Genomic DNA, 1,317 nt, shown 5'->3' on the forward strand with positions numbered 1-1,317 from the left:
GTAAGCATCAGCTTCCACTTTCGTTAGTACTCGTTCGCCTTTATGCAAGTTCGCCGAGTAACCGTCGTAAGGAACGCGAGAAATACCGCCGTGGTGCGACATTCTGTCGGGAGCGTCCAATGCGCCACCCGCTCGAATAATTCTAGGCGGATTAATACCGGATTGCCCCCAGTCGACTTTCGGCACGATCGGAATATTAACGCCTGGGATTTTGTTGATCATACGGATCATTCCGTTGATTCCGTCAATTATAAAGTTAACGGCTTTTGCCGCTGCGCGTTTAATACCTTCCCACACCGAATCCATTTTGGCTTTTACTTTATCCCAGTTTTTATAGAGGTACACCCCCGCTTTAATCAACGCTCCAATAGGACCGAGTAATGCGAGAATAATCGATTTAAGGAAGCCCATTTTGTTCCAGAGCGCAACCGCCTTACTCTTTACCGTGTCCCAATTCCGATATAGAAGAACGCCAATCGCGATTACTGCCGCAATGGCAGCTACAATCCACGTCGCAGGACACGCCCACATCGCTGTATTCATCGCCCATTGACCGACTGCCGCAGCCGCCATAGCTGTACGGAATCCGTTAATTAATTGTGTAATCGTTTGAACAATGGTCAACGCTAACATGCCGGCTTTAAACGCAACAACAGCTGTAGTTACGCCAACTATAGTTTCACGAATTAACGGCCAGTTTTGCGTTATGAAATTGAAAATGCTCGTCGCCATGTCTAACGCAGTTTGGAACGCAGTCTTAACTTTGTCACCGAACGACTGAATATCTTTCGGAGAAAGTTTCGAAACAAAATCGGCTGCCTTGTTCGCTGCGTCTTTAATGACGGGCATTAATGGTGTTAGTACCGAAATCTGCAACGTTTCTAATGCGCCTTTAAACTGCTCAACGGCGCCTTTCGCGTTGTTCATTTTCTCCTTAGCGACGTCAAGCGCAGTGACTTTCGACATTTCACCGTTAAATTTTTTGATTCCGTCGGCGCCTTCTTTGTAAAGAATCGTAGCTGCCCGAATCGCATCCGAACCAAACATTGTATATAACGCTTGCTGTCGTTGCTGTGCGTTAAGCCCTGACAGTGACTTTTTAAGAACGCCCGCAATGGCCGCCATCGACTTAACGTTTCCTTTTGCGTCAAAGAATGCGTTTGATCCGTCTTTCGTGATAATTCCGAGATCCCTCATTGCGCCATACGCACCTTCGGACTTCGGAATCAAGTTCGATAACATCGTTTTCAGCGACGTACCCGCATCGCTTCCTTTTAGCCCGTTGTTCGCGAAGACCCCGAGCGCTGAGTTCGTATC

The 1,317-nt window shown here is 47.6% G+C and carries 1 protein-coding gene; it reads right to left on the reverse strand.

Annotation, left to right across the window (positions count from 1 at the left end):
- A partial coding sequence (locus tag WD019_RS21630; protein ID WP_425712808.1) for a phage tail tape measure protein occupies positions 1–1,317 on the reverse strand: 1,317 nt, incomplete at both ends.

The organism is Fictibacillus sp. Mic-4 (assembly GCF_049843615.1).
GTDB classification, from domain to species: Bacteria; Bacillota; Bacilli; order Bacillales; family Fictibacillaceae; genus Fictibacillus_A; species Fictibacillus_A gelatini.